Below are 5,554 nucleotides of genomic sequence, written 5' to 3'. Positions count from 1 at the left end.
GTGTGTTCTTTGAGAACTCGATAGTGTGTCGATGGATTGTTAGTGCCATTTAGGTGCTGCTTCTGTCACGGTGACGAAACTTCCTTTGTGGGGGGTTTGGTTGGTGATGGTTGTGGTGCCGGCATTAGTTAGATATTTTATTTTTGATCCCATCGCAGGTTTTGAGTCCTGTGGTGGTGTCAGTTTTTGTTTGGTTGGGATTTTGGAATCTCTTCAGGACATATTTTTTTGAAAAGCGTCTCCCTTTTTGGGGGATGGTTTTTGGAAGGTTTTCATGGAGAGTTTGATCCTGGCTCAGGACGAACGCTGGCGGCGTGCTTAACACATGCAAGTCGAACGATGAAGCCAGCTTGCTGGTGGATTAGTGGCGAACGGGTGAGTAACACGTGGGTGATCTGCCCCAAACTTTGGGATAAGCCTGGGAAACTGGGTCTAATACCGAATATGACCACGGAATGCATGTTTTGTGGTGGAAAGCTCCGGCGGTTTGGGATGGGCCCGCGGCCTATCAGCTTGTTGGTGGGGTAATGGCCTACCAAGGCGACGACGGGTAGCCGGCCTGAGAGGGCGACCGGCCACACTGGGACTGAGACACGGCCCAGACTCCTACGGGAGGCAGCAGTGGGGAATATTGCACAATGGGCGCAAGCCTGATGCAGCGACGCCGCGTGAGGGATGACGGCCTTCGGGTTGTAAACCTCTTTCACCAGGGACGAAGCGTGAGTGACGGTACCTGGAGAAGAAGCACCGGCCAACTACGTGCCAGCAGCCGCGGTAATACGTAGGGTGCGAGCGTTGTCCGGAATTACTGGGCGTAAAGAGTTCGTAGGCGGTTTGTCGCGTCGTTCGTGAAAACTTGGGGCTTAACTCCAAGCGTGCGGGCGATACGGGCAGACTTGAGTACTACAGGGGAGACTGGAATTCCTGGTGTAGCGGTGAAATGCGCAGATATCAGGAGGAACACCGGTGGCGAAGGCGGGTCTCTGGGTAGTAACTGACGCTGAGGAACGAAAGCGTGGGTAGCGAACAGGATTAGATACCCTGGTAGTCCACGCTGTAAACGGTGGGTACTAGGTGTGGGTTCCTTTTCACGGGATCCGTGCCGTAGCTAACGCATTAAGTACCCCGCCTGGGGAGTACGGCCGCAAGGCTAAAACTCAAAGGAATTGACGGGGGCCCGCACAAGCGGCGGAGCATGTGGATTAATTCGATGCAACGCGAAGAACCTTACCTGGGTTTGACATACACTAGAAAGCCATAGAGATATGGCCCCCCTTGTGGTTGGTGTACAGGTGGTGCATGGCTGTCGTCAGCTCGTGTCGTGAGATGTTGGGTTAAGTCCCGCAACGAGCGCAACCCTTATCTTATGTTGCCAGCGCGTAATGGCGGGGACTCGTGAGAGACTGCCGGGGTCAACTCGGAGGAAGGTGGGGATGACGTCAAGTCATCATGCCCCTTATGTCCAGGGCTTCACACATGCTACAATGGCCGGTACAGAGGGCTGCGATACCGTGAGGTGGAGCGAATCCCTTAAAGCCGGTCTCAGTTCGGATCGGGGTCTGCAACTCGACCCCGTGAAGTCGGAGTCGCTAGTAATCGCAGATCAGCAACGCTGCGGTGAATACGTTCCCGGGCCTTGTACACACCGCCCGTCACGTCATGAAAGTTGGTAACACCCGAAGCCGGTGGCCCAACCCCTTGTGGGAGGGAGCCGTCGAAGGTGGGATTGGCGATTGGGACGAAGTCGTAACAAGGTAGCCGTACCGGAAGGTGCGGCTGGATCACCTCCTTTCTAAGGAGCAACATAAACTGCGGTCGATGGGTTGCTTTGTACCAGCCCCGCACGCTACTTCGGTGGTGGGTGTGATCGTGGTGGCCCCGCTTCACAGGCGAATGTTCTGTGGTGGGAGCTCATGGGTGAAACGCTAACAATATCGAGGTTTCCGGTTACGGAGGCTTTGGTGCTTGTCCCTGCGAGGGGATGAGGCATTGACACACTATTGGGTCCTGAGAGAACACACGTGTTCTTTCTAGGGTTAGACAAAGATGCCGGCTGATGCGGGTGCTTGTTATCAAGTGAGTGTGAAGACATTTGTTTGGAGTACCGGTTGGTTGGTGTGTGTTGTTTGAGAATTGCACAGTGGATGCGAGCATCTTTATTTTTTGTTTTGTTTATTGTTGTAAGTGTGTAAGAGCGTACGGTGGATGCCTTGGCACCAGGAGCCGATGAAGGACGTAGGAGGCTGCGATAAGCCTCGGGGAGCTGTCAACCGAGCTGTGATCCGAGGGTGTCCGAATGGGGAAACCCAGCACGAGTGATGTCGTGTTACCCACCTGTGAATATATAGCGGGTGTGGAGGGAACGTGGGGAAGTGAAACATCTCAGTACCTACAGGAAGAGAAAACAATAGTGATTCCGTGAGTAGTGGCGAGCGAAAGCGGATGAGGCTAAACCATGCATATGTGATACCCGGCAGGGGTTGTGTGTGTGGGGTTGTGGGATCTATTTTGTCCATTCTGCCGGATGGGCCGACAGTGAGAAATCAGTGTGTTAGTCGAAGTGGTCTGGAACGGCCTGTCGTAGAGGGTGAGAGTCCCGTAGACGAAAACATGTTGACTGTTGTAGTAGACACCCAAGTAGCAGCGGGCCCGTGAAATCTGCTGTGAATCTGTCGGGACCACCCGATAAGCCTGAATACTCCCTGGTGACCGATAGCGGACTAGTACCGTGAGGGAAAGGTGAAAAGTACCCCGGGAGGGGAGTGAAATAGTACCTGAAACCGTGCGCTTACAATCCGTCAAAGCCTGCGAGCCATTTGGTTGGCTGTGGGTGATGGCGTGCCTTTTGAAGAATGAGCCTGCGAGTTAGTGCTCGGTGGCGAGGTTAACCCGTGTGGGGTAGCCGTAGCGAAAGCGAGTCCGAATAGGGCGATGGAGTCGCCGGGTCTAGACCCGAAGCGGAGTGATCTACCCATGGCCAGGTTGAAGCGACGGTAAGACGTCGTGGAGGACCGAACCCACTTCAGTTGAAAATGGAGGGGATGAGTTGTGGGTAGGGGTGAAAGGCCAATCAAACTCCGTGATAGCTGGTTCTCCCCGAAATGCATTTAGGTGCAGCGTCGCATGTTTCTCACTGGAGGTAGAGCTACTGGATGGCCGATGGGCCCTACAAGGTTACTGACGTCAGCCAAACTCCGAATGCCGGTGAGTGAGAGTGCGGCAGTGAGACTGCGGGCGATAAGGTTCGTAGTCGAGAGGGAAACAGCCCAGATCGCCGGCTAAGGCCCCTAAGCGTGTACTAAGTGGAAAAGGATGTGGGGTCGCGAAGACAACCAGGAGGTTGGCTTAGAAGCAGCCACCCTTGAAAGAGTGCGTAATAGCTCACTGGTCAAGTGATCCTGCGCCGACAATGTAGCGGGGCTCAAGTACACCGCCGAAGCCGCGGCACTCACACAAGACATTCTCTTCATCCTGCGGGGTGTTGAGCAGTGGTGTGGGTGGGTAGGGGAGCGTCCTGCATCCCTGGAAGCCACAGAGTGATCTAGTGGTGGAGGGTGTGGGAGTGAGAATGCAGGCATGAGTAGCGAAAGAACAGTGAGAAACTGTTCCGCCGAATGACCAAGGGTTCCTGGGCCAGGCTAATCCGCCCAGGGTGAGTCGGGACCTAAGGCGAGGCCGACAGGCGTAGTCGATGGACAACGGGTTGATATTCCCGTACCCGTGTAGTCGCGCCCGTGATGAATCAGCTGTACTAACCGCCCAGAATGTTCCTTTTACACCTTCGGGTGTGCCTGGGACTGGATGCGCGGGACCTTGGTTGGTAGTAGTCAAGCGATGGGGTGACGCAGGAAGGTAGTGGGGCCAGTCAGTGGTTGTACTGGTGTAAGCCTGTAGGGCGTGTTCTAGGCAAATCCGGAACACATAGAGCCTGAGAGGTGATGCGTAGCCGAATGAGGCGAATTCCATGATCCTATGCTGCCGAGAAAAGCCTCTAGCGAGTGGCGACACGGCCCGTACCCCAAACCAACACAGGTGGTCAGGTAGAGAATACTAAGGCGATCGAGAGAACTGTGGTTAAGGAACTCGGCAAAATGCCCCCGTAACTTCGGGAGAAGGGGGACCACGTCTGGTGATCAACTTCGCGTTGTGAGCTGGGTGTGGTCGCAGAGACCAGAGAGAAGCGACTGTTTACTAAAAACACAGGTCCGTGCGAAGTCGTAAGACGATGTATACGGACTGACGCCTGCCCGGTGCTGGAAGGTTAAGAGGACCGGTTAACACTTCGGTGTGAAGCTGAGAATTTAAGCCCCAGTAAACGGCGGTGGTAACTATAACCATCCTAAGGTAGCGAAATTCCTTGTCGGGTAAGTTCCGACCTGCACGAATGGCGTAACGACTTCTCTGCTGTCTCAACCACAGACTCGGCGAAATTGCAGTACGAGTAAAGATGCTCGTTACGCGCGGCAGGACGAAAAGACCCCGGGACCTTCACTATAGCTTGGTATTGGTGTTCGGTTCGGTTTGTGTAGGATAGGTGGGAGACTGTGAAGCATGCACGCCAGTGTGTGTGGAGTCGTTGTTGAAATACCACTCTGATCGTATTGGATATCTAACCTCGGACCATGATCTGGTTCAGGGACAGTGCCTGGTGGGTAGTTTAACTGGGGCGGTTGCCTCCTAAAATGTAACGGAGGCGCCCAAAGGTTCCCTCAGCCTGGTTGGCAATCAGGTGTTGAGTGTAAGTGCACAAGGGAGCTTGACTGTGAGACGTACATGTCGAGCAGGGACGAAAGTCGGGACTAGTGATCCGGCACCGGCAAGTGGAAGCGGTGTCGCTCAACGGATAAAAGGTACCCCGGGGATAACAGGCTGATCTTCCCCAAGAGTCCATATCGACGGGATGGTTTGGCACCTCGATGTCGGCTCGTCGCATCCTGGGGCTGGAGTAGGTCCCAAGGGTTGGGCTGTTCGCCCATTAAAGCGGCACGCGAGCTGGGTTTAGAACGTCGTGAGACAGTTCGGTCTCTATCCGCCGCGCGCGTAAGAAACTTGAGGAAACCTGTCCCTAGTACGAGAGGACCGGGACGGACGAACCTCTGGTGTGCCAGTTGTCCTACCAAGGGCACTGCTGGTTAGCTACGTTCGGAAGGGATAACCGCTGAAAGCATCTAAGCGGGAAGCCTGTTCCAAGATGAGGTTTCTCACCACCTTTGCGTGGTTAAGGCCCCCTACAGACCATGGGGTAGATAGGCCAGAACTGGAAGTCGGGTAACCGATGCAGGTGACTGGTACTAATCGGCCGAGGACTTACAACCAAAACAAGTAATGAAACTTTTGTTTCGCATCCACTGTGCAATATCTGAAACAACACACAAACAAAACGACGGTTCTTCATCCGGCTTTGTTTGGGTGTGGATTGTTTCATAGAGTTACGGCGGCTATAGCGGTGGGGAAACGCCCGGTCCCATTCCGAACCCGGAAGCTAAGCCCACCAGCGCCAATGGTACTGCACCCTAATCAGTGTGGGAGAGTAGGACACCGCCGAACACAATTT

The 5,554-nt window shown here is 54.4% G+C and carries 3 rRNA genes; all 3 read left to right on the top strand.

Annotated elements, in window-relative coordinates:
- Positions 1-271: 271 nt before the first annotated feature.
- Positions 272-1,792, top strand: a 16S ribosomal RNA gene (locus BFL43_RS00340).
- A gap of 386 nt (positions 1,793-2,178) precedes the next feature.
- Positions 2,179-5,315 (top strand): 23S ribosomal RNA (locus BFL43_RS00335).
- 115 nt (positions 5,316-5,430) lie between these two features.
- A 5S ribosomal RNA gene (rrf, locus tag BFL43_RS00330) occupies positions 5,431-5,547 on the top strand.
- The 16S, 23S and 5S rRNA genes sit together here, the layout of an rRNA operon.
- Positions 5,548-5,554 lie beyond the last annotated feature (7 nt).

The sequence above is a fragment of the Williamsia sp. 1135 genome (assembly GCF_002095395.1).
Classification (GTDB): Bacteria; Actinomycetota; Actinomycetes; order Mycobacteriales; family Mycobacteriaceae; genus Williamsia.
Note: the sequence above shows the minus strand (reverse complement) of the source record. Positions and strands in the feature narration are given on the sequence as shown.